Source organism: Pantoea sp. Lu_F5_004, assembly GCF_051136245.1.
Lineage (GTDB): Bacteria > Pseudomonadota > Gammaproteobacteria > Enterobacterales > Enterobacteriaceae > Pantoea > Pantoea agglomerans.
Genome location: NZ_CP194946.1, coordinates 2178809 through 2202180 on the forward strand (window position 1 = coordinate 2178809; position 23372 = coordinate 2202180).

Consider the following 23372-nt stretch of genomic DNA (forward strand, 5'->3'; position numbering starts at 1 on the left):
GGATTCCAGCCTGGCGGTAAACAGAGAAAAAATCCAGCCCGAAACGATGTACCCCGGCGCATCAAACCCTTACCATATACGGAAATTGTTCCACCTGGTTCATATCCTCTCTTTTTTCAGGCCACATATAATGAAAATAATCTCTCTGCGCCAGGCGACGCTGTTGATGTTGCCTGCCATTTTGCCACTGCCGCTGCTGGCGGCGGATAATGACAATACCCTGGTCGTCACGGCTGCACCGCCGGAAACGGGCCTTAACGAACTCGATACGCCTGCGGCCCTGAGCGTGGTCAGTGGCGACGATATGCGCCAGGCAGCGCCGCGCGTTAACCTGTCGGAAAATCTCAGCAGCGTGCCGGGTCTGCAGATCCAGAACCGCCAGAATTATGCTCAGGACCTGCAGCTGTCGATGCGTGGCTTCGGCTCCCGCTCAACCTACGGCGTACGCGGGCTGCGCATCTACGTGGATGGCATCCCGGCCACCATGCCGGATGGTCAGGCGCAGACCTCCAATATCGATATCGGCTCGATTGATCATGTCGAGGTGCTGCGCGGCCCGTTTTCTGCGCTGTATGGCAACGCTTCGGGTGGCGTGATCAATGTCACCACTCAGCAGGGCCAGCAGCCGACCACGCTTGAAGCCAGCAGCTGGTATGGCAGCTACGGCAGCTGGCGCAACAGCGTCAAAGCCAGCGGCGCGACCGGTGACGGCAGCCATGCCGGAGATGTTAACTACACCGTCTCCGCTTCCCGCTTCACCACTCACGGCTATCGTGATCACAGCGCTGCGCAGAAAAACCTTGGCAACGCCCGACTGGGCGTGCGTATTGATGATGTCAGCACCCTGACGCTGCTGTTTAACAGCGTTCACATTGACGCGCAGGATCCCGGCGGCTTAACCGAGGCACAGTGGCGTGACAATCCACGTCAGGTGGTCAGCAACGTCCCGCTTTATAACACCCGTAAGACTGTCGATCAGACTCAGGGCGGCCTGCGTTATCAGCGCCAGATGAGTGAAAATGACGACCTCAGCGTGATGCTCTACGCGGGCATGCGCGAAACTACCCAGTTCCAGTCGATCCCCGCAGCCGTGCAGCGCAACCCGTCTCATCCCGGTGGCGTGATCGCCCTGACCCGCCACTATCAGGGCGTCGATACCCGCTGGACTCATCGCGACACGCTGCTGTCAATTCCGGTGGCGCTGACCGGCGGACTCGACTACGAAACCATGTCCGAGCGCCGCAAGGGCTATGAAAATTTCACGGTCAGCAACGGGGTGACGCAGCTGGGCGAACAGGGCAATCTGCGCCGCAACGAGCGCAACCTGATGTGGACGCTCGATCCCTATCTGCAGACCGCCTGGGAGCTGACCGATAAGCTGTCGCTGGATGCGGGTGTACGGTTCAGCACCGTTAACTTTGACTCTGATGACTTCTATATTCAGCCCGGTAACGGCGACGACAGCGGTGATGCGCGCTATCACAAATGGCTGCCCGCTGCGGCACTGAAGTATGCCTTTGACCCGAGCTGGAACGCGTGGATCTCCGCCGGTCGCGGCTTTGAAACCCCGACCATTAATGAGCTCTCTTACCGTTCAGATGGCGCGGCAGGTCTGAATCTGGGGCTGAAACCGGCCACCAGCGATACGCTGGAGATTGGCAGCAAGAAACGCATCGGCAATGGCCTAATCAGCGCGGCGCTGTTCCAGACCGATACCCGTGATGAGATTGTGGCGGATGCCAGCAGTGGCGGACGCACTACCTATAAAAATGCCGGTCAGACCCGCCGTCGCGGTCTGGAATTAAGCCTGGATCAGCAGTTTGCCTGGGACTGGCGGCTGAAGATGGCCTACACCCTGCTGGATGCGCGCTATCGCAGCAACGCCTGCGGCAGTGACAGCTGTGACGGCAACCGCATTCCCGGCATCGCCCGTAACATGGCTTATGCCGGACTCGGTTACCTGCCGGAACAGGGCTTTTATGCAGGCAGCGAGGTGCGTTATCTGAGCCAGATCGCCGCTGAAGATCAGAATAGCGTGAACACTCCGTCCTACACCGTTGCAGCGGTTAACAGTGGCTATAAGTGGCTGGTTGAGAACTGGACGCTGGATCTGTTTGGCCGGGTCGATAACCTGTTTGACCGGCACTATGTGGGTTCAGTGATTGTGAATGAGAGTAATGGTCGCTATTTCGAATCCGCGCCGGGCCGCAATTACAGCGTCGGTTTAACGCTGGGTTATGCCTTCCGCTAAAACAATTCGGGCCACGGTTGTGGTGGCCCGGATCTTACCTTCACACGCGAATCAGGCGCGCGAATTGAATTTCTTTTAAGGATTGATTGTTATGGACAACGAGCTACAAATTGCAATGTCTCCGGTACATCTTGCGGCGGTGCTTTCCGATAAGTCAGTTACTGAATCCGAAGGAATGAGCAACCGTCTTATGGGTGGTCTTGACCTGCTCATGGGTAGTCTGGAGTTGGCTGGTGCAACCGCATTGTGTATGGCTCCCGAACCCACCGGGATAACCAAGGCAGCATGTATTGTCGTTGGTGCTCACAGTATGGATAGCATTAATGCTGCAGCTAACCGGGTGCTGACCGGCCAGAATACCCGAACAGCCACCTACCAGACGGCTGTTGCTCTCGCAAAGAAATTTGGCGCTGACGACACAGCAGCATGGAATATCGGTCTGGCCATAGATGTGGGTGTTCCAGTTGCCTTTGGACTTACTGTTAGTGCAGCCCGTGTTGTATACGTCCGGGCGGGTACGTTTAAAATTGCTGAGCATGAGGCTGTCAACTCTGTAAGGGCTGGCGGACACACCATTGCTAAGCACGTCGCAATTTCTGATAATGATTTACTCGCCAGGCTGGCCCTCAGCCCAAATATGCACTCAGTATCATCATATTATTCAGTTCAGATTGCAGAAAAAGCGATCAGCTCAGCCCTGAAAGCTAACCGACTCAGGATCATTCATTGGGCGAACTGGGGGAATAACGCCAGTCCTCTGGAACTGGTATATCGTAGCAGGGCTGCTGTGGGTTATGGATTCAGGCAGGGTAAAGCGACAAAAGAAACCTGTTACGCTGTGCGCGTGGTGCTGCTTAAGCAAACTTATAACGGGAAACCTTACTATGTTCTCACGTCTTATCCGTGGATGGGGTGATAAACCCGTGAAACAATACCCGGCGCTAACCGGCATGTTAAGAGTGTTTTTAAGCTGCCGCCATGACGACTTTGGCAATACCCTCGAAGAAATGCTCCAGAGCTATATTGATCATGACATGCCTGTTATTGAAGCGCGGAATGAAATAAACATCCTGCTTCAGAATGAGGATGATGATTTGAATGTCATTATGTCAGCGATTGCTGGTGAAGAGTTTCGTCCGGCCCCCTGGGGAGAAACGTGGCGCAGTTTTTTGATAAGAGCTGTGGCTGCCCTCAACGGGCCACCGTCGCGGTGGCCCAAAGCTTAACGTCACACGCGAATCAGGCGCGCGATTTTAACTGCGCCTTAATATCCTCACAGCTGCCGGTTTCACCCAGGCGCGGGAAGATCAGGTTCACGCTATTGTTGTGCGTATCGAGGTTCAGATCGGTCATCGCATCGGTCGCCAGCGTGACGTTGTAACCCAGCTCATACGCCTGTCGTGCGGTAGATTCCACGCCGATACTGGTCGCGATACCGCAAATTACTACCTGAGTAATGCCGCGCTTCTGCAGCTCATCGTGCAGCGCCGTGGCGTGAAACGCGCCCCAGGTTTTCTTGGTGACCGTAAGGTCATTCTGCTGTGGGGTCATCGCCGGAACCAGCGTCGCCCAGTCGGCGGGCAGTTCGCCGCTGTGACGTGCCTGCTCATTGCGGCCCGGCGCCCCACCGGCCACGTTAACCAGCACAACCGGCAGATCGTGCGCGCGAAACGCCTCAGCCAGTCCGGCACAGCGTTCGATTACCGGCTGCGGTTCATGAACCAGCGGCAACGCCACAATGCCATGTTGCAGGTCGATAACAATCAGCGCAGTTTTTGCATCAAGTGTGGTTACAGCCATGTTGAATCCTCAGATTTAATAGTCAGTGAGTCGTTGCAGCAGAGGGAGAACGTCCGTCAGTTGCTGCTGTTCTGCCGGACTCAGTCGCGCTTCCAGCGTCCGGAGCAGCCAGTCATCGCGCATCGCGCGACTCGACGTAATCACCGCCAGGCTGGACGTCGTGGGCAAATAGCGGGTTTTACGACCATCATGGGGATCCGGCTCGCCCGTCACCAGTTCGGCCGCCAGTAACCCGGCGACGGTCGCGCCCATTGACTGGGTGCGTACGCCCTCGGCTGCCGCCAGTTGCGTCACCGTCATCGCTCCATCGCGAACCAGATGACCCAGCACCGCGACCTGCGACCAGGTTAATTCGCCAGGCGGTGCTGACTCGCGCAACCGGCGGCCCAGCTTGCCCACCAGCATACGCAGCATTGCAGCGGATTCAGTCGGATCGCTCATTACCCGTCTCCATCGATAAGCGAAAGTATAAAGATACGAAGGTAAACTGTGTAGTTTGCTCAGGTATCAATTTGTAAAGTCCGGGCGCTGCAGATAGTGGATCAGACTGTGGAAGCGCAGCGGTGTGCTGAGCGGGTTCCGGTAGCTGTGCAGCACGTCGGCCCTGAACTGGAACGCCTCCCCGGCGAGCAGACGTCGCCAGAGATCCCCGACGCCCAGCAATAGTTCGCCCTCGATGACCACCACCTGCTCCACACAGCCCGCTTCATGGGGCGAAGAATGGCTCTGCGCCCCCGCTGCCAGCTCCACCGCCAGCAGATCAAAACGCAGTTGCGGATCGTAAGGCAGCAGCGACCGTACCGACATGTCAGCATTGGGCTGACTGAATCCAGGCGCGGCGCCTGAAGGCAGTACGCTGCCGTCGATAAAAAAGGAAAAAGGAACGTTGAAACCGGTGGCAATCTTCCACAGCGTTGCCACGGTGGGACTCGATTCGCCGCGCTCAATCTGGCCCAGCATCGCTTTACTGACGCCGGTTCGCTCCGCCGTCAGCGTCAGGCTCCAGCCATTGGCCTGCCGCAACTGTCTGAGCGCGCTGCTCAGGTGTTGCTGAAAATCCGCCATTTTTTCTCCTGCTTTCTCGTCATCCTGGTGAGTGACGTTATGGCAATAGTGTAACACTTGTGCGTTATAGCGCATCATGCGACCATGTGCGCTATAACGCACAACCTCTTAAAGAGTCTGACCATGACGAGAGCGGAACCTCCCCGTTTTACCCTGCCGATGCTGGTCTCCGGCTTCGTGGCTGTGCTGGTGGGCTACAGCAGCAGTGGCGCGATTATCTATCAGATGTTTCAGGCGGCGGGCGCCACGCCCGCGCAGATTGGCGGCTGGCTGTCGGTGCTGGGCATCGCGCTGGGGATCGCCTCGCTGGGCCTGTCACTGCGCTACCGCATGCCGGTGCTGGCTGCCTGGTCAACGCCCGGCGCTGCGCTGCTGGCGACCAGTTTTCACGGCATTTCGCTGAATGAGGCGGTAGGCGTCTTTGTTTTCGCCAATCTGCTGATCGTATTGTGCGGCGTCACCGGGCTGTTTGCCCGGCTGATGAACTACATTCCCGCCTCACTGGCAGCGGCGATGCTGGCAGGTATTCTGCTGCGCTTCGGGCTGCAGACCTTTGCCGATTTGCAAAGTAACTTTGTACTGTGCGGCAGCATGTGCCTGGCCTGGCTGCTGGCCCGCCGCTGGCTGGCCCGCTATGCAATTCTGGTCACGCTGCTGGTAGGTGTTGCCGTCGCGCTGGCACAGCACGCCATCCACTTTCCGCCGCAGCCGATTAGGCTGGCAATGCCGGAAGTCGTGATGCCGCACTTTACCCTCACCACGCTGCTGGGGATCGGCGTGCCCTATTTCCTGGTGACGATGGCGTCGCAGAACGCCCCCGGCATCGCCACGCTGCAGGCGCACGGCTACCGTCCACCCGTCTCTTCACTGATGAGCTGGACAGGATTAATTGCGCTGCTGCTGTCGCCATTAGGGGGTTTTTCGGTCTGTGTGGCGGCGATTACGGCGGCCATCTGCATGAGCGATGAGGTCGACCCAAATCCTCAGCAACGCTGGCGCGCGGCGGCGCTGGCGGGGATCTTCTATCTGCTGGCGGGCGCGTCCGGTGCGCTGATCGCCGTGCTGTTCAGTGCCCTGCCTGCGGTGCTGATTGAGGCGCTTGCGGGACTGGCACTCCTTGCCACGCTGGGTGGCAGCCTCCACCGCGCACTGGATCTGCCTGCCGAACGCGACAGCGCGCTGATCACCTTTCTGATCACCGCTTCCGGCGTTTCGCTGCTGGGCATTGGTCCGGCCTTCTGGGGACTGGCGGGCGGCGTCATCGCCCACCTGCTGCTGGTGCGCAAATCCGGCTGATTGCGTCATACTCTCTGAAATAGCGGTGGTTTTTCCGTCAGCCGGTGAAAAAAACAGTGGATTTACCCCCTTTTTCTGCCGTTTGATTTGTCATTGCCCCGCGTAAAATCAACCTAATCGTCGATAACACGCGATTTTCTGCCTCAGACAACGACCGATAAGGGCCCAACAGGTGGCAAAAACTTTTCTGCGCAGCGGTAATTTAGATGCAGTTCTGGCGTTAGGTGAAAATGGCCAGCCGGTCTACGCTTCAGCACTGCAAATTCGTGAAACCCTGCGCCTGCGCCGTCAGAGCGCACTGGCAGATTGCCTGGCCATTCCTCAGGCCAATGAACGGGGCGATCGCCTCGACTGGTATGCCCCTTTTAGCGGCCGGGTGAAATCCTGGCTGGGTGCCAGCGATCATGAACGTCGCGCGGCGCTGCAACAGCTCACCGCCTGTCAGCAGGATATGCAGGATCTCAGTACGCGCGCGCGCGCGGCAGAGAACCCATCAATGCGGCTGTTTGGTGCGCTGCTGAGCAAAACCCTGCAATTCCCCGACCAGCAGTATGTCTATCTGGTTGATGGCAAACCGGTCATCACCTTCTGGGGCTTTGTCGATGCCCAGGCGCGCAGTCGCGATGACGCGCTGGCCTGCCTGCGTGACACGCTGGAAGAGAACCTGCCGGTGGCGCTGGTTGAACCGCTGCCTGAGCTGCCTGCTGCACCGGTCATCGCTGAACCAGTGATGATCGCTGAGCCCGAACCTGAACCCGAAGCTATGGCTGAACCGCTGCCGGTTGCGGCACCCGTTGAAGCTCAGCCGGTGACGCCTGTAGCGGCTCGCCGCCGTTTCCGCGTCTGGTATCTGTTACCGCCGGTGGCGATTGCTGCCGCCGTGATGGTGGCCGTGTTGCTGCATCGTTCAGAACCCGTAAAAACACCGGTTGCCACCGCGAAGCCAGCGTCAGCCCCGGCGACGGTATCCACTCCGGCCCCTGCTGCGACTCCGGCACCGGTTGCGGCAACACCGTCTGTCACACCACCTGCAGAGCAGACAGCACCGGAAAAACTCCCCGAATCGCAGCCGCAGAAACCGGCCACTAACACCGATACCGCACCGGCAACCTCATCTGCTACCCTTGCCACAACGGTGACGGCGCCGGTTCCGGCCAAACCCGATGACCTGATCGTGACGCCGGATGCGGTGCGCGATGGCCAGGTACGGGTGATTGATGGCCGCTGGCGTGTCACTATCGACCAGATGCCGACGCCAACCGGTAAGCCTCCGGTAATGCGCTTCCAGTTTAAAAACGGCAAAGGCAGCGTGCAGATCGCCCAGGGCAATACTACCTGTAAAGCGGATGTCAGCTCGGCCATGACCAGCGCCGGTAACCTGGTGATTGAGAGCCGCTACACGGCGAAGTGCCAGAACAGTTCGCGCTACCGTATGCCACTGCTGGTCTGCCATGCGAGTATCGGCGCCGCAGTGTGTGAAGCGCAGTATGCTGATGACCGGGTCTTCCCGATGACGATTAAGCGTGAGAGTAAATAACGATGCTGGCTCCCCTGATCGATGACAAACAAAAAATTTCGCTGATTGAAAACAGCGGCGTGCAGTTTCTGGATTTCGGCCTGCAACTCTCAGATACTCCGGCGCGCCGCCAGTTTGTGCGCCAGACCGCCAATGGCCCGCTGCTGCGCCTGAACGTCGATGGCAACAGTGGTAAGTTCCTGCTCTATCCGGAAGATGGCGGCGCTGCGGAAGTGGTGCGCCCGGAGTCTGATATCGCGCTGGCAGACTCACTGTCCCTGCTGTCAGCCTGCTGGCTGCCGCTGCCGATGCTGCGCTGCGCCAGCGGACGTCGTTTTATCGGCGGTCCTGAAAACTGGGCGCGGATGCGTCTGGTTGCGCTGCCCGCGCCCGATGCAGCGGGCAATACCCATCGCGTCAGCCTGGCCTTTGATACCCGCTGCGTGGCGGAACAGGATGGCGGTGAACAGCTCGGCCTCAGCCCGGCTGATGCTCAGAACGGTGTGACTTTTGCGCTCGCCTGGCACAACTACGAGCTGGGTGATTTTCTTGACCTGACCTGGGTTGACGGCTGGCTGCGCGAATCCTTTACCGACCGCGTCTCCGATCGCCGCGAACAGGCGATTAATCAGGCGCTGCGCGAGTTTGAGTATCAGGCGCACTACCTCAATCTGCTGGAACTGCTGGGCGAACAGCTCGACCTCAGCGAGATCCATATTCAGGCTGCCACGCTGCAGACCCCGGCGGTCAATGTCGATATCATTCTGGATGTCGGTAACTCCCATACCTGCGGCATTCTGGTTGAAGATCACCCGGAAGAGAGCAACGGCCTGAAGCAGACCTATGAGCTGCAGCTGCGCGATCTGTCGCAGCCGCATCAGGTTTACAACGAGCTGTTTGACAGTCGTCTGGAGTTTGCCGAGACCCGTTTTGGCAAAGCGAACTTCTCGCTGGAGAGCGGTCGTGAGCAGGCCTTTATGTGGCCTTCTTTGACGCGCGTCGGCCGTGAAGCGAGCCGTCTGGCCCTGCAGCGTGTGGGACTGGAAGGCAGCACCGGCCTCTCCAGCCCGCGTCGTTATCTGTGGGATGAGGCGCGCTATCAGCCAGGCTGGCGTTTTAACACGCCCGGCGAACAGGCTGAACCGCTGGCCTATGCCGCGCCCTTTACCACCCTGCTCAACGACGAAGGCCAGCCGCTCTCGACGCTGGCACCCGACGATCGTCTGCCGGTCTTTTCTCCGCACTACAGCCGCAGTTCGCTGATGACCTTTATGCTCTGTGAGCTGCTGGCTCAGGCGCTGATGCAGATGAACAGCGCGGCACAGCGTCAGCGGATGCCACAGAGCCACGCGCCACGTCAGCTGCGCCATGTGATCCTGACGCTGCCGTCAGCGATGCCGAAGCCGGAGCGTGAAATTTTCCGCCGCCGGATGCAGGAGGCGCTGGCGCTGGTCTGGAAAGCGGAAGGCTGGCTGGCTGACGAAGATGACCTTTCACCATCACTGCCTCGTCAGAATCCGAAACCGCTGCCGGATGTTCAGATGGAGTGGGATGAAGCGACCTGTGGTCAGATGGTCTGGCTGTTTAATGAAACCCAGGTCAACTTTGCCGGTCGCGCCGAAGACTTTTTCAGCAGCATGGCCCGTCCGGATCGCCCGCGCGATGCTGACGAACTGCCAGGTAAGAGCCTGCGCATCGCCTCGATTGATATCGGCGGCGGCACTACTGACCTCGCCATCACCCAGTATCGTCTGGATGATGGTCAGGGCAACAACGTCAAAATCACGCCGCGACTGCTGTTCCGCGAAGGCTTTAAAGTCGCGGGCGACGATATCCTGCTGGATGTGATTCAGCTCTGGATTTTACCGGCGCTGCAGCAGCATCTGCAGAAAGCGGGCCTGACGCTGGCGGAACCGCTGATGAACAAGCTGTTTGGTCACGACAGCCGCATGGACGGTCAGGCCACGCTGCGTCAGCAGATCACCTTACAACTGTTTATTCCGCTAGCGCAGGCGGTACTGGAACGCTACGAAAACTGGGATCCGCTGGAGAGCCACGCGGAGATCAACGCACTGTTTGGCGAGCTGGTCGATCAGCCTCCGGGCGAAGCGGTACTGGCCTTCGTTAACGGCGAGATTCAGCGCGAGCTGGGCGGTAACAGCCGCTTTGACCTGCTGCAGGTGCCGCTGGTGGTGAGCCTGTCCCAGCTGCACGGGGAATTTATGCAGCACCGGATGGCGATTATCCCGGCGCTGCGTTCAATGTGTGAAGTGGTGTCGCTCTATCAGTGTGACGTGCTGCTGCTGACCGGTCGCCCGTCGCGCTTCCCGGGCATTCAGGCGCTGGTGCGTCATCTGCAACCGCTGCCGGGCAGCCGTATACTGTCGCTGGAAGGCTATCACACCAGCGACTGGTATCCGTTTAACAAACATGGCCGCATCGACAACCCGAAATCGACCGCGGCGGTCGGCGCGATGCTCTGCCTGCTGGCGCTGGATCTGCGCCTCAGCAGCTTCTGGTTCCGCGCAGGCGATTTTGAACCCTACTCGACGATTCGCTATCTTGGCATGCTCGACGAAAACCAGGCGCTGACGGACGAGAACCTCTGCTACAGCGAAATTGACCTCGACGATCCCGGCTATGTGCTGGATAAAAAGCGCAGTTTCCGTATTCGCGGCAACGTCTGTCTCGGCTTCCGCCAGCTCGATAACGATCGCTGGCCCGCCTCGCCGCTCTATAGCCTGACGCTGAACGACGCCACCCTGGCGCGAAAAGTGGCCGGTGAGAGCGTGCTGCGCATCCGGCTGGCGGTAAAAGCCGGACCCGACGCGTCCGGCCCGGAAAGTCTGGTGCTGAGCGATGCCCGCCTGGATGATGGCACCCGCGTACCGCTGGAGCAGTTGAGTCTCAAACTAAATACCCTGTCGGCAACCGGCAATGCCAATGCGCAATACTGGATTGACAGCGGGAGCGTGTGTAAACGATGAAAGCCCTGAAACCCCGTCAGCCGCAAACGCTGGCAAAACGTCTTGGCCTGTTGCAGGACGCCCTGAATAACAGTCTGGCCTGGATTGAGAGCAGCCGTGAGCAGTCGCCGCGTCTGGCGCTGGAAGCAGAAACCCTGACGCTGCAACTGCGCCAGGCGCGCGTGCAGACTCAGGCGCTGGCGCAGCAGGTGGCGCGTCCGGTGACGCTGGCGCTGTTTGGTCAGTCGCAGGCGGGTAAAGCCTGGCTGCTGAACGAAATGGTGGCCGACGCACAGGGCCAGTTAGTGACCCGCATGGGCGATAAACTGCTGAACTGGTTTCAGCATATCAATCCCGGCAACCTCGATTTTGCTACCGCCACCCGTTTCAGCCATCAGCGCGAGCCGCTTTCAAACGAGTGGCCGGTTGAACTGACGCTGCTGAGTGAAGCGGAGATCGTACGGCTGATGGTCGCCTGTGCCGGCGCGACAACGCCCGACACCGCACAGATCGACAGCGCACTGCAGCGCCTGCAGCGTCATCGTCTCGCCACGCCGCTGGCGGGTCTGGAAGGCGATGCGCTGGTGACACTCTGGTCCTGGTGCCGTCGTCGTACGCACCACGATGCGCGACTTGATCGTCATTTCTGGCCGCAGGCGGTTGAGCTTGCGCCCTGGCTCAGCGTTGACGACCGGGTACAGCTTTTTTCACTGCTGTGGCCTGGTCAGCCTGAACTTAATGAGATGCTGCGCACCCTGCTGCATCTGCGTCACCAGCTGCGTAACAGCAGCCGGGTGCTTGCTCCACTGAGCCTGCTGACCGACACATCACTGCTGCCGGCCGAGCAGCTGATTGTGCCAGCCAGTGAGCAGGATCAGCAGCAGCTGGTGGAAATCTGCCCGCTGAATGGTAACCGCATCGGTAAGGCGCAGAACGTGCCGCTGGGATTACTGGCGCTGCTGACGCTGGAAGTGCTGGTGCCGCTGAGTTCCACACCGCGTACCGCGCTCTATGATGATGCCGATATGCTGGAACTGCCCGCGCCAGGCCAGTCCGGTGACGCGGCAACCCAGGAAGATCGTCAGCGCCTGCAGCAGCAGGATCCGCTGCGTGCCCAACTGCTGGAGCAGAAACGTGCCCTGCTGCCCGGCTTTTACGCCGCGCGTCAGGCAATTGATCTGCTGCTGGTCTGTACCGCAGCCAGCCAGCGTCAGGATGCCGACCTCGCCAGCGAAACGCTGCGCGAATGGCAGCGTCAGCAGCCCGCACAGGAATCTGCAGAGAAACCGCGCCTGATCTGGGCGATTACCCCTTTCGATGCCCGCCATCAGCAGGTCAATGTGGATGAAGCGGTGCAGCGTCAGATGGGACAGCCCGGTCAGCACTGGGGGTCGATGCTGGCACTCGATCGCGCAGGCGTCGACCGCATGGCGAGCTGGTTGCAGGATGAGATGCAGCCGGAAGCGCGCCGCGACATGCTGCTGGCTCAGCTGGCGCAGATTCAGCATACCGTGGTGGAGCGGCGTCTGCTGCCCTGGACCGAAGCGGGTGCCAGCCCGGAACAGGCGGCACGCAAACAGAATATCGCCGATACGCTACTGAAGTGTTTACAGCATCGGACCGGCCTGCATGGCGAGCTGCTGGAACGCCTGCAGCCGCCGCGTGAGGCGCTGCGTCAGCTGTGGCTTAATCAGTCCGCCCTACAAGGCAGCAAACCGGCCAGTATTCAGGCACCGGAAAATCAGTTTGGCATCGGATTTGAATTTGACCTGTTCAGTGAGAGCCCGGCTGAAGCACCGGTTCAGCCGCGTCAGAGTCTGCAGAGCGCTCAGCAGTATCCGCGTCAGGTGCTGCTGCTGTGGCTGGATCATCTGCGTCAGCTGCCGGAAAACCGCAGCCTGCTGGCGTTGCTGAACGTGGATAAGCCAACGATGGAGTGGCTGGTTGAGGAGCTGATCACGGCCGGATTCCGCACCGATATCGCGCAAAAGCTGCAGCAGGCGCTGCATGAGCCCGATACGCAGAGCGTCAGCCATGAATCACGCGCGGATCGTCAGGTGACGCGGGCGATGACGGTGCTGGGGGATTTTGTAGCCTGGCTCGGCTTTTTACAGCGTCCTGAAACTGAACGCCCTGCCAGCCGCGTTAACCGGGGTCAGGTGATTTTCTCGCGTCCTCCGGCTCCCAGCGTCAGCTTCAGTGCCGGTCAGCGTCTGACCAGACTCTCTGCCGCCCCGGCCAACCACACGGCCTACTATATCTACGACTGGCTGGTGGGGCTGAACCAGGTCATCATTGAGAACAATGGTTACACTGGCGGCGGCGATCTGCCGCTGGCAGCCCGCGAAGCGCTGGTTGCGCTGCTTAAGCCGCTTCGCGCTTAATCAATGATCAGGCGCAGTTCGCCCTCCAGCGACTGCGCCGCCTCTTCCAGCAGCGCCAGCACCGGCGCTAAATCGGCCTGATGCGCGGCATAGTGCTGCAACCACATTGTGACAGGCAGCGCCATCCCGCCCGTCAGCCAGTCCCATAATGCATCCAGATTATGTCCGAAGGTCTGCGGACAGCCGCTCTGCTCAGCAAACTGCTGATAAAACGCCGCGCGCGTGGTGAGCTGACGCAGGTCAAAGGTCAGATTAAGCATGATCAGGGCACCTGCCTGAAACTGCGGTAGTGATCGGTGGAGAGAAACACCAGCCCGTCAGAGGAGTAAACCAGGCGATCGGCATCGCGATGGCCGCAGCGATAATTCACATCCGCTTCATACCACTGACGGCCTGCACGCGCGGGCAGACGCTTCTCACGATTCGTAAAGCGATCGCCGCCGATGGCTTTGCCAGGCAACACGTCACACAGGTTGCCTTTGGCCGGATTCCAGCCACGCTTGCGCGCGTCGTTTTTGGTGAGGTAGTAGTCCGGCAGTTGCTGATGCTGCAGCACCCACCGCGCCACGGTATGGGCGTCAGTCAGGGTGGCGATATCCGCCTGGGCAGGGGCTGAAACGGAATTCAGATAGGGTTTTAGGCCGTAGAAACAGGCCGCGAGGACGAGAAAAAGTCCAATCCAGAGTTTTTTTGACATGATGGCATCCGTGACGACAGGACGCAGATGATACCAGTTTTGCGCGCAGAGAAAAGCGCGGGCCAGACAAGCTGGCCCTGGCGAGGTTATGCTGCGTGCGAATCCCCGCTGTGCCGACGCCATGCACCCGGCGCGACGCCATACTGGCGTTTGAAGCTGCGGTTAAAGGATTGCTGGGAGTCGAAACCTAACGAGATCGCCACATTGAGAATCGGTTCATCTGTGCTGGTCAGGCGGTCGGCTGATTTCTTCAGCTTCTTAACCCGGATGTATTCACCCAGTGGATAACCGGTGTGCTCTTTAAACATGCGCTGCAGGTGCCATTTGGAGTAGCCCGCGCGCTCTGAAACGGTATCCAGATCCAGACGTGCTTCGATGTTGTTATCAATCCAGTCGATTAAATCGTGAATAAAAGCATCACTCATCATTCCAGTCTCTCCTGTCGCCGTAGCGAAAAGTATTAGTATCAGTTGCAGTTACACTTAAGGGTGGCTGACTATGCCATTTAATGCAAGTTTTATTAGTACATTAAATGCCGCACTCTTTGTGGGGTTTTAGCTAAGTTGTTCAGGCTTTCATCGCCCTGCCCTAAACCGCACATAAAGTGTATCTGTTATTCTTGCAGTTGCCAGCCACGCAAGCCTACACTCACCGCGATTAATTGCAATCTTAAAAGTTGCAAATATTGGCCTGCAGGCCGCCTGTTTATATCTATCGCGGAATAACAACAATGATTACGAACCGGGTTCGTCAGGGTTTAACCCTCTTAGGGATGGTACTGCTCATCACGCAACTGAGCGGCTGCGATAAGGGTGTGGCGCAAAACGCCGCTCCCCCGCCGCCTGAAGTGAGTGCCGCCCCCGTGCTGATCAAACCGGTCAGTCAGTGGGATAATTTCAATGGCCGGGTTGAAGCGGTGCAGAGCGTGCAGTTGCGTCCGCGCGTCTCTGGCTACATTGATGCCGTTAACTATCGTGAAGGCGATGAGGTCAGAAAAGGTCAGGTACTGTTTACCATTGATGACCGGAGTTACCGCGCGGCGCTGGAGCAGGCCAAAGCGGAACTGGCCCGGGCGCGCAGTCAGGCGAGTCTGGCCCGCAGCGAATCGGGCCGCAGCGAGAAGCTGATCGGCACGCAGGCGATTTCCCGCGAAGCGTGGGAGCAGCGTCGTTCTGCCGCCAGCCAGGCGCAGGCGGATGTGCTGGCCGCAGAGGCCGCGGTCGATATGGCGCAGCTGAACCTCGACTTTACCCGCGTTACCGCGCCGATTGATGGTCGCGCCAGCCGGGCGATGATCACCGCCGGTAACCTGGTGACCGCCGGCGACAGCGCCAGTGTGTTAACCACGCTGGTGTCGCAGCAGCAGATGTATGTCTATTTCGATGTCGATGAGAACACCTTCCTGAACTATCAGGCGATGGCGCGTCAGGGCCAGCAGCGCCATGCGCTGCCGGTTGAGATTGCGCTGGTCGGCGAACAGGGTTTCCCGCACCAGGGCAAAATTGACTTTCTGGATAACCAGCTGACCGCCAGCACCGGCACCATTCGTATGCGCGCCCTGCTCGACAATCAACAGCGTCAGTTTACGCCTGGCCTGTTTGCCCGCGTGCGTCTGCCCGGCAGCGCGCAGTTCGAGGCGGTGCTGATCGATGATAAAGCGGTATTGACCGACCAGGATCGCAAGTATGTCTACGTGGTGGATGGCGAAGGTAAAGCGCAGCGGCGCGATATCCAGCCTGGCGCGATGGTGGATGGTTTGCGCATCGTTAAATCGGGTCTGCAATCCGGCGACAAGGTCATCATCGCCGGTCTGCAAAAAGTATTTATGCCCGGCATGCCGGTCACTGCTCAGCCGGTCGCCATGCGTGCGGCAGCCGCTCAATAACCCGAGGCCGCTATGGACTTTTCCCGCTTTTTTATCGACCGGCCCATTTTTGCTGCGGTGCTGTCGATCCTGATTTTTGTGACCGGGGTGATTGCCATCCCACTGCTGCCAGTCAGTGAATATCCCGACGTGGTGCCACCCAGCGTGCAGGTGCGTGCCGAATATCCAGGCGCTAACCCGAAAGTGATTGCGGATTCCGTGGCGACGCCGCTGGAAGAGGCAATCAACGGCGTCGAAAACATGATGTACATGAAGTCAGTGGCCGGTTCTGACGGCGTGCTGGTGACCACCGTCACCTTCCGTCCAGGCACCGATCCTGATCAGGCGCAGGTGCAGGTGCAGAACCGCGTAGCGCAGGCGGAAGCCCGTCTGCCGGAAGATGTGCGTCGGCTGGGGATCACCACCCAGAAGATGTCGCCGACCCTGACGCTGGTCGTCCACATGTTCTCACCGAACAATACCTACGATTCGCTCTATCTGCGTAACTACGCCACCCTCAAGGTGAAAGATGAGCTGGCCCGCCTGCCGGGTGTCGGTCAGATCCAGATTTTCGGCGCAGGCGAGTATGCGATGCGTGTCTGGCTTGATCCCAATAAAGTGGCGGCGCGTGGTCTGACCGCCTCTGACGTGGTAACGGCGATGCAGGAGCAGAACGTGCAGGTCTCTGCCGGTCAGCTGGGTGCCGAGCCGCTGAAAAAACAGAGCGATTTTCTGCTGTCAATCAACACCCAGGGACGACTGGAGAGCGAGCAGCAGTTTGGCGATATCATCCTGAAAACCTCGGAAGATGGTTCGCTGGTGCGGCTGCGCGATGTGGCGCGGATTGAGATGGGCTCGGGCAGCTATGCCCTGCGCTCGCAGCTGAATAACAAAGATGCGGTCGGTATCGGTATCTTCCAGGCGCCTGGTGCCAACGCCATCGACCTCTCCAATGCGGTTCGCGCCAAAATGGATGAGCTGGCGACCCGCTTCCCCAACGACGTGAAATGGGCCGCGCCTTACGATCCGACGGTGTTTGTCCGCGACTCGATTAAAGCCGTGGTGCAGACCCTGCTGGAAGCGGTCATTCTGGTCGTGCTGGTGGTGATTCTGTTCCTGCAGACCTGGCGCGCCTCGATCATTCCCCTGCTGGCGGTGCCGGTTTCGATAGTCGGTACCTTTAGCGTGCTCTATCTGCTTGGCTTCTCGCTGAATACGCTGAGCCTGTTCGGGCTGGTGCTGGCGATTGGTATCGTGGTGGATGACGCCATTGTGGTGGTGGAGAATGTCGAACGTAACATTGAGATGGGGCTGTCGCCGCGCGCCGCTGCACATCAGGCGATGCGTGAGGTCTCCGGGCCGATCATCGCCATTGCGCTGGTGCTGTGCGCGGTGTTTGTGCCGATGGCGTTTCTCTCTGGCGTCACCGGGCAGTTCTACAAGCAGTTCGCCACTACCATCGCCATCTCTACAGTGATCTCTGCCATTAACTCGCTGACGCTCTCGCCTGCGCTGGCGGCGATGCTGCTGAAAGATCATCACGCGCCGAAAGACCGGCTGACGCGGATCATTGATGCGCTGTTTGGCTGGCTGTTCCGGCCGTTTAACCGCTTCTTCCAGCGCAGTGCCCATGGTTATGAATCGCTGGTGGGCCGTACGCTGCGTCGCCGTGGCGCCGTGTTTGGCGTCTATATTCTGCTGCTGGCGGGTGCCGGATTTATGTTCCACACCGTGCCGGGTGGATTTATTCCGACGCAGGATAAGCTCTACCTGATTGGTGGCGTGAAGATGCCGGAAGGTTCCTCTCTGGCGCGCACGGATGAAGTGATTCGTAAGATGAGCGAAATCGGTATGCAGACCGAAGGCGTCGCCTATGCGGTAGCGTTCCCCGGCCTGAATGCATTGCAGTTCACCAATACGCCGAACAGCGGCACGGTGTTCTTCGGTCTTAAGCCGTTTAATGAGCGCAAACATACGGCGGCGGAGATCAACGCTGAGATCAATGCGAAGATTGCGCAAATCCAGCAGGGCTTTGGCTTCTCGATTATGCCACCGCCGATTCTGGGGCTTGGCCAGGGCTCGGGCTATTCGCTCTATGTGCAGGACCGCGCGGGTCTGGGTTATGGCGCACTGCAGACGGCGATTAATACGCTGTCGGGCAGCATCATGCAGACGCCAGGGATGCACTTCCCCATCTCCTCTTATCAGGCCAACGTTCCGCAGCTTGATGTGAAGGTAGACCGGGATAAAGCCAAAGCTCAGGGAGTATCGCTGACCGCGCTGTTCAGCACGCTCCAGACCTATCTCGGCTCGTCTTATGTGAATGACTTTAACCGCTTTGGCCGCACCTGGCGGGTGATGGCGCAGGCTGACGGGGATTTCCGCGACAGCATCGAAGATATCGCTAACCTGCGTACCCGAAACGATCGTGGTGAGATGGTGCCGATTGGCAGCATGGTCAACATTACCACCACCTACGGTCCCGACCCGGTGATCCGCTATAACGGCTATCCGGCGGCGGATTTGATTGGTGATGCCGACCCACGCGTGCTCTCCTCGGCGCAGGCGATGAGTCAGCTGGAAGCGATGTCCGGTCAGCTATTGCCAAACGGCATGAACATCGAGTGGACCGATCTGAGTTATCAGCAGTCAACGCAGGGCAATACCGCGCTGATTGTCTTCCCGATGGCCGTGTTGCTGGCGTTCCTGGTGCTGGCCGCGCTGTATGAGAGCTGGACGCTGCCGCTGGCGGTAATCCTGATTGTGCCGATGACCATGCTCTCTGCGCTGTTTGGCGTCTGGCTGACTGGCGGTGACAACAACGTCTTCGTGCAGGTCGGACTGGTGGTGCTGATGGGGCTGGCCTGTAAGAACGCGATTCTGATCGTCGAGTTTGCGCGAGAGCTGGAGATTCAGGGCAAAGGGATTGTGGAAGCGGCGCTGGAAGCGTGTCGCCTGCGTCTGCGTCCGATTGTGATGACCTCCATCGCCTTTATCGCCGGTACAATACCGCTGATTCTGGGTGAAGGCGCGGGTGCAGAGGTGCGCGGCGTTACGGGTATTACGGTCTTCTCCGGCATGCTCGGCGTGACGCTGTTCGGCCTGTTCCTGACGCCGGTGTTCTACGTCGCCCTGCGCAAGCTGGTGACGCGCCGGTCAGGTAGTGCATCGTCCGTGACGGCGTAAACCATAAAAGTTAAAAGGGGGCGATCATACGATCGCCCCCTTTTTTTGCCTGTGATTCACAGATGCCGGCAGATTCTGCCTTGCAGGTTAGCGCCGCTTCAATCTTTCATTCAGCGTTTCAATGATAAACGCATTCAGCGAGGTTTCATTTTGCGCGGCAGCCTGAGACAGGCGCTCTCACAGCGATTCAGGATAGCGCAGCGTAAAGGTCTTAATTTTTTCCTGCTCAGCATAGGGATTAATGCCGGAGGCTGCACAATCTACCAGATATTCGCGCAGCGAAATCTCGCCCTCTTTGTACAGCCCCTGTACGCTGTCAGAGACAAAATCACATTAGCCTGACAGGCCAGTAAAGCGCCCACGGAACATGTTGAGTTCAGGAACATAGGTGGTCACGGCGGGTTGACCAGCGACGTTAGCCAGATCTGAATCATTATTCATCTTTGACCTGCAGCATTCTGCTTGCGGGCAGATGATCAGGTCCGAATTTCAATCCGGGCTTTGCGTCCCAGCTGAGCCAGCGCCAGCTCCACATTTTCGACTTTCGATGAGTGCTCTACATCCAGTAGTCGATCAACCTGTGGGCCATTCACGCCCAGCTGGCGTGCCAGATCGACTTTACGGGTGCCAGTTTCAATCATTGCGTTGTAAAGTGCCGCTTTCATTGCCACCAGTACAGGCACAGAGACAATGTACTCTCCTTCCAGCGGTTTACTGGCAACCGGAATCGGACGACGCGTATCCATCTCGAGAGAGATTGCCGTCACCAGTCCATCTTCGGCTTCTGCAAGTGCTTCCTCAACGGTGTCGCCGACGGAATGCAGTAACGGCAAATCACGACACGAGACCTCATAGGTATCGGTTTTGACGTCATGAGTTAATCTGACGGCATAATTAAACATAGAGTTACCTCTCTGATCGGGCTCACAGGCCCAGATCTTTTAAAATTTTTCTGCGCGTACCTTCAGGCATTTCTTTCGCTCCGTGATCCGGAAAAATGGATTGCCTGTCGCCCAGGAAGACCTTGAAATGGCTGCTTCCACTGCGGTGCTTAGTCAAAATAGCGCCCTGCTGAATGAGCCAGCGTCTGAATTCACTGTACTTCATCGCGTTCCCTCGCTGTGTATAACAGCAAGAATAACATTGGTGATAATCAATACAACATTAATGTTGTGATGGATGCTGAATTTTCAAATGATTCATCAGGTTCAGCGTGATAACCGACTCCAGGAAAGTGAGTTATTGGCTTATGGCAGATTTGAGGCAGGAAGTTACTGACCAGCAGGCATAAAAAAAGCCGCTAATCAGCGGCTCTTTTTGCAGAGATCATCCATCTCTTCGGGTTCCGGTTCAGGCACGGCGGTGCAGTTGCTGGTGTCGCGTTTCTTCAGTTCGTTCAGTGCGTCTGCCACGGTGCGTTTTGCCAGCACATCCAGCGACGCCTGCTCGGCTTCATCGGCTATCGACTTGAAGTACCAGCAGAGGTTAGCACTGACCAGACAGCGCGGCGCGACGTCAGGACGCGCGGCCCAGATTTTTTTGTCTTCGATTACGGAGACATAGATATCCCGCAGGGTAATTTCCGCAGCAGGACGGCCCAGATGAATCGAACCGGTACGGCCCAGCGTGGAGACGATAATGCCGTCACGGGTCAGCGGGACCATTAATTTTCGTATGAAACTGGGATTCGCTTCCAGCCCGTAGGCCAGAATCGCGCTGGTAGAGCGTTTTCCCATTTGCTCCGCCATCGCTACGCTCAGAACCATTTGCAAAGCTGTCGGGAAGCGGTAATCAAGCATTTCTTTATCCTGAGTTGCGGTGCATCTTATTGTTTTATTGCCGCATAAGTGAACAATCAATGAGCAATAAATATAACAAACACTGTTGCTTTTTTGAAGCAAACCGGCGGTGACAAGGCACGTATTCACCAAAGGCTGAGGCCCGATAGCACAAGGTGCTTAGCCTGCTAACTGCCCTCTTCCTGCGGAGCAGGAAGAACCGTTCCGCTATGCCGTGGTGGCCGATGCCGCCAGTAATCGCTGCTTCAGTGCCATAACCAGTACCACGTTAAAGATTGCCAGGGCGCAAAGCAACCACAGCGTCGCCGATGCACCCATCTTTTCAAACACATATCCACCTATCAGCGGCGTCAGTGCCTGCCCCATCAACGCCGGGCGGGCCATTTTACCCACCACAATCGCATAAGACTCTGGTTTGACCATCGCCAGCGGTAAAGTTCCGCGCACGATGGCACGTAAGCCATTTCCTGCGCCATACAGCACCATGCTCAGCAACGCCATCTGCGGAAACAGTGCCAGTAACAGCAAGCCCAGCGCCACCAGCCCGACGGAAAAAAAGGTGGTGCGGATGGGATGACTGCGTTTAAAGGCGATATCGACGAGTCGGGATCCCACCTGGCACGGACCAAGTACGGCGCTGATCGCCAGCGCCGAGGTCAGCGTATGGCCACTCGCCTGCAACAAGGCGATAAGCTGCACGGAAATAGCCGTCATGATCACTGACGCCAGGGTAAAAATGGCACACAGCAGCCAGAACAGCGCAGGCGCAATCTCCACCGTGCCAGGCTGCGGACTCAGTCGTTTCTCCGGCCGCTTAGCATGACTGTCGGGTAAGGCAAACAGATAGGCGGGCAGCACGCAGACGACCATCAGTGCCGCAATAATCAGCGACGCGTTTCGCCAGCCGAATCCGTGGATTAACAACGCCGTTCCCGGCCAGACCAGCGTGGTGCAGAAGCCAGATATCAGCGTGATACCGGTGATCGCTGCACGCGCCTGACCGCCATAGCAGGTGCCGAGCGTGGCAAATAGTGCGTCATAAAGGCCCATCGCCATACCGATGCCAATAATTACCCAGGCAAACAGAAACAGCGGCAGAGAGTGGCTATAAGCCATGATCACCAGCCCCACCGCCATCACCATCCCACTCAGCGCCAGTAACAGGCGGCCACCGGTACGGGCGATAATTCTGCCAGCCAGCGGTGACAGCAGGCCCGAGACCAGAATCCCGGTCGAGAGCGCGCCATAAATCCACTGCTGTGACCAGCCTGTCTCAGCCGCAATCGGATTCGCCATCACTGCCATCAGATAGAACGACCCGCCCCACGAGAGGATCTGCACCCAGCCCAGGGTAATAATGGCGGCGATAGCGGGTTTGTTGTTCTGATTCACAAGCGTTCTCTTGGTTAGCAGGCGAACCGTTTTTATAACATGTTCTGCGATAAGCCAAAATGCGTGAAGCCCTTTCGACTGGATAGCCAGGCAGGCCGCACGGTTTTGAGTAAAACACTTTTAGTATGTTGTAACTATATGGTGCTTGCATCCTCGCCAGGCTTCTGCCACATTGTGGACGTTGTAACTATGGAGGCACAACATGACGCGCTACGACTTAGTGGCTGATATGCATCAATGTGTAAATGACCTGGAACTGGCGCTGGGTGAATTGCGTCAGCAGATTGAAGCGCAGCCTCTGCTGATCGCCCGCGTCTTCAGCCTGCCGCCGGTGGTTAAAGGCCGCGAACATGAAGCGATCACCCGGATTGCCGTCGAGCAGCATCTCGGGGAGAGCGCGTTAAAGATGGCGCTTGACCACTACTGCCGCCTGTTTATGCAGCATCAGTCAGAACAGCTGAGCACCAAGGCTGCCGTGCGCTTACCTGGCGCGCTCTGTATCGAATGCGACGCGCAGCAGGAAGCGGAGATCGGCGCACTGGTCGACGTCATCAATCAGCTGAAAGCACGGCTTGAGCAGCTGATTACGGTGGACTCAGGCCTGCCGAGTGAGGCGCGTTTTGAGTTCGTCCACCAGCATTTGCGCGGGCTGATTACCCTGAATGCCTATCGCACTATCACCCTGCTGAGCGCACCGGATAGCCTGCGTTTCGGCTGGGCCAACAAGCACATTATCAAGAATCTCAAGCGTGAAGAGGTGATCGCCCAGCTGGAAAAAAGCCTGAAGTCAGGACGTGCAAAAGCGCCGTGGTCACGTGAACAGTGGGCGGAAAAAGTGCAGGAGGAGCTGGCAAGCGTGCGTGCCCTTCCCGCCTCGGCACGGCTGAAAATCAAGCGCCCGGTCAAAGTCCAGCCGGTTGCACGCGTCTGGCGCGCGGATGAACAAAAACAGACTCAGCTGGCCTGTCCTTCACCGATTCTGGTTATCTGTCGCGATCGCACGCAGGTTCCGGTACTGGGCGAATTGCTTAACTACGATGCCGATAATATTAACCATCGTTATAAACCTGCTGCAGAACCGCTGAATCTTTTAATCCCCAGACTGCATCTGTGGGTCGATTGTCCGATATAAATCAAAAAGGCCAGCATTCGCTGG

At 58.2% G+C, this 23372-nt stretch carries 20 protein-coding genes and 1 pseudogene; 10 read left to right on the plus strand and 11 right to left on the minus strand.

Translation table 11 applies throughout. The annotated features are described in order from the left end of the window. Positions 1-130: 130 nt before the first annotated feature. The 3 genes from pqqU to ACR8BN_RS10080 all read left to right on the plus strand — a co-directional run bounded on the left by pqqU (position 131) and on the right by ACR8BN_RS10080 (position 3477). Positions 131-2251: a TonB-dependent receptor PqqU gene (gene pqqU / locus ACR8BN_RS10070; protein WP_434746882.1), complete on the plus strand. Its 2121-nt coding sequence runs from the start codon at positions 131-133 to the stop codon at positions 2249-2251. Between the two features lie 91 nt (positions 2252-2342). Next, on the plus strand, positions 2343-3167 hold the full coding sequence (locus ACR8BN_RS10075; protein ID WP_434746883.1) for an RNase A-like domain-containing protein: 825 nt from the start codon (positions 2343-2345) through the stop codon (positions 3165-3167). Beyond that, positions 3136-3477 (plus strand): contact-dependent growth inhibition system immunity protein, encoded by a 342-nt coding sequence (locus ACR8BN_RS10080; protein WP_109650290.1) that lies wholly within the window; start codon positions 3136-3138, stop codon positions 3475-3477. The genes ACR8BN_RS10075 and ACR8BN_RS10080 overlap by 32 nt, the downstream gene beginning before the upstream one ends. A 13-nt stretch (positions 3478-3490) precedes the next feature. Here the strand turns inward: ACR8BN_RS10080 and ACR8BN_RS10085 are convergent, their stop codons facing one another. The 3 genes from ACR8BN_RS10085 to ACR8BN_RS10095 form a co-directional block, all read right to left on the minus strand. Further along, a complete protein-coding gene (locus ACR8BN_RS10085; RefSeq protein WP_109650288.1) occupies positions 3491-4051 on the minus strand; it encodes an isochorismatase family protein in 561 nt (186 codons plus the stop codon). Between the two features lie 15 nt (positions 4052-4066). Continuing rightward, entirely contained in the window at positions 4067-4492 is a 426-nt protein-coding gene (locus tag ACR8BN_RS10090) for a MarR family winged helix-turn-helix transcriptional regulator (RefSeq protein ID WP_434746884.1), read from the minus strand. Positions 4493-4558: 66 nt separating this feature from the next. Further along, positions 4559-5116 carry a helix-turn-helix domain-containing protein gene (locus ACR8BN_RS10095; protein ID WP_434746885.1) on the minus strand — a complete coding sequence of 186 codons (558 nt, stop codon included), beginning with the start codon at positions 5114-5116 and terminating at the stop codon, positions 4559-4561. A gap of 123 nt (positions 5117-5239) precedes the next feature. On the opposite strand from ACR8BN_RS10095, the gene ACR8BN_RS10100 reads away from it, so the two are divergent. The 4 genes from ACR8BN_RS10100 (at position 5240) to ACR8BN_RS10115 (ending at position 13278) form a co-directional block, all read left to right on the plus strand. Next, positions 5240-6412: a benzoate/H(+) symporter BenE family transporter gene (locus tag ACR8BN_RS10100; protein WP_240323530.1), complete on the plus strand. Its 1173-nt coding sequence runs from the start codon at positions 5240-5242 to the stop codon at positions 6410-6412. A gap of 172 nt (positions 6413-6584) precedes the next feature. Next, positions 6585-7949 (plus strand): SrfA family protein, encoded by a 1365-nt coding sequence (locus ACR8BN_RS10105; protein WP_434746886.1) that lies wholly within the window; start codon positions 6585-6587, stop codon positions 7947-7949. A 2-nt stretch (positions 7950-7951) separates the two neighbouring features. Next, positions 7952-10915, plus strand: coding sequence for a virulence factor SrfB (locus tag ACR8BN_RS10110; RefSeq protein WP_061703987.1), 2964 nt, complete (start codon positions 7952-7954; stop codon positions 10913-10915). After that, a complete protein-coding gene (locus ACR8BN_RS10115; protein WP_434746887.1) occupies positions 10912-13278 on the plus strand; it encodes a virulence factor SrfC family protein in 2367 nt (788 codons plus the stop codon). Before ACR8BN_RS10110 ends, ACR8BN_RS10115 begins: the two co-directional genes overlap by 4 nt. On the opposite strand, the gene ACR8BN_RS10120 is transcribed toward ACR8BN_RS10115, so the two are convergent. From ACR8BN_RS10120 to ACR8BN_RS10130, 3 genes are all read right to left on the minus strand, one after another. Further along, the gene (locus ACR8BN_RS10120; RefSeq protein ID WP_434746888.1) at positions 13275-13538 is read right to left on the minus strand and encodes a barstar family protein; all 264 of its coding nucleotides are present in this window, start codon (positions 13536-13538) and stop codon (positions 13275-13277) included. The genes ACR8BN_RS10115 and ACR8BN_RS10120 overlap by 4 nt on opposite strands. Before the next feature lie 2 nt (positions 13539-13540). Continuing rightward, complete coding sequence (locus ACR8BN_RS10125; protein WP_010245306.1) at positions 13541-13975, minus strand: ribonuclease domain-containing protein; 435 nt, start codon at positions 13973-13975, stop codon at positions 13541-13543. Positions 13976-14061: 86 nt separating this feature from the next. Further along, positions 14062-14403 carry a helix-turn-helix domain-containing protein gene (locus tag ACR8BN_RS10130; RefSeq protein ID WP_009090299.1) on the minus strand — a complete coding sequence of 114 codons (342 nt, stop codon included), beginning with the start codon at positions 14401-14403 and terminating at the stop codon, positions 14062-14064. A 302-nt stretch (positions 14404-14705) separates the two neighbouring features. Here ACR8BN_RS10130 and ACR8BN_RS10135 point away from each other — a divergent pair, with 302 nt between their 5' ends. Next, the gene (locus ACR8BN_RS10135; RefSeq protein ID WP_010245312.1) at positions 14706-15860 is read left to right on the plus strand and encodes an efflux RND transporter periplasmic adaptor subunit; all 1155 of its coding nucleotides are present in this window, start codon (positions 14706-14708) and stop codon (positions 15858-15860) included. A gap of 12 nt (positions 15861-15872) precedes the next feature. Beyond that, complete coding sequence (gene oqxB, locus ACR8BN_RS10140) at positions 15873-19025, plus strand: multidrug efflux RND transporter permease subunit OqxB (RefSeq protein WP_031593601.1); 3153 nt, start codon at positions 15873-15875, stop codon at positions 19023-19025. 87 nt (positions 19026-19112) lie between these two features. On the opposite strand, the pseudogene ACR8BN_RS10145 reads toward oqxB, so the two are convergent. From ACR8BN_RS10145 to ACR8BN_RS10165, 5 genes and pseudogenes are all read right to left on the minus strand, one after another. Further along, positions 19113-19466, minus strand: a pseudogene (locus ACR8BN_RS10145) (type II toxin-antitoxin system HicB family antitoxin). Between the two features lie 35 nt (positions 19467-19501). After that, positions 19502-19927: a type II toxin-antitoxin system HicB family antitoxin gene (locus ACR8BN_RS10150; RefSeq protein ID WP_163657490.1), complete on the minus strand. Its 426-nt coding sequence runs from the start codon at positions 19925-19927 to the stop codon at positions 19502-19504. A gap of 22 nt (positions 19928-19949) precedes the next feature. Beyond that, positions 19950-20132, minus strand: a complete 183-nt coding sequence (locus tag ACR8BN_RS10155; RefSeq protein ID WP_010245321.1) for a type II toxin-antitoxin system HicA family toxin — start codon at positions 20130-20132, stop codon at positions 19950-19952. Between the two features lie 197 nt (positions 20133-20329). Then, complete coding sequence (locus ACR8BN_RS10160; RefSeq protein WP_031593600.1) at positions 20330-20824, minus strand: RrF2 family transcriptional regulator; 495 nt, start codon at positions 20822-20824, stop codon at positions 20330-20332. Positions 20825-21031: 207 nt separating this feature from the next. Then, complete coding sequence (locus tag ACR8BN_RS10165; protein WP_434746889.1) at positions 21032-22216, minus strand: MFS transporter; 1185 nt, start codon at positions 22214-22216, stop codon at positions 21032-21034. A 202-nt stretch (positions 22217-22418) separates the two neighbouring features. On the opposite strand from ACR8BN_RS10165, the gene tus reads away from it, so the two are divergent. Next, positions 22419-23348: a DNA replication terminus site-binding protein gene (tus, locus tag ACR8BN_RS10170; RefSeq protein WP_033771708.1), complete on the plus strand. Its 930-nt coding sequence runs from the start codon at positions 22419-22421 to the stop codon at positions 23346-23348. The last annotated feature ends 24 nt before the right edge of the window (positions 23349-23372 follow it).